The organism is Arthrobacter sp. B0427-1-12, assembly GCF_059092905.1.
In genome coordinates this window covers 1-503 of the sequence record NZ_JBNHIC010000203.1, presented here as the reverse complement: position 1 = coordinate 503, position 503 = coordinate 1, and the positions used below count along the sequence as shown (strand labels likewise).

Annotated in this window: 1 protein-coding gene; it reads right to left on the bottom strand. The window is 70.4% G+C overall.

From position 1 onward, the window contains the following. Window positions 1–143: 143 nt before the first annotated feature. Window positions 144–503 (bottom strand): Asp23/Gls24 family envelope stress response protein (locus AC5RWU_RS24560; RefSeq protein WP_493986778.1); only part of this gene is annotated, 360 nt, incomplete at its 5' end.

Sequence of the window (503 nt, the reverse complement as noted above, 5' to 3'; positions counted from 1 at the left end):
GGGCCACATGCCCTCGGCCAGGCGAGCGATCGAGAGCCAGGTCAGGGTGATGCCCGCCCCCAGCATCAGCAGTCCGATGATGAGAGCCGGGATGGCGCGGCTGGGCCGGTGGCGCAGGGGCGTGGACCGGGCGTCGGTCCTGCTCATAACAGCCTCCTGGGCCCGCTGCCGTCCTCGGAGGCGGTGAGCCAGGAGACGGTGATGTCGACCTGGCGCACGTCGAGCCCGGTCAGGGCTGTGACGCGGTCCATGATCCGCTGGCGCAGCTCTTCGGTGGCCTGCCGCAGCGGCACCGGATAGCGCAGCCCCACGGTTACCGACAGGGTTGCGATGTTGCCGGAGAGTTCCACCTCCGCGCGGGGGCGGGCCGAAAAATCGGGGCGGGAGCCGATGCCGAGGAATCCTCCCGAGGAGCCTCCGGTGACGCTGGCCTCCCCGGCCGCCTGAGCGGCAATTTTCTTGACGACCTTTTCATGGAGCACCAGTGCGCCGCGGGAGCCGGG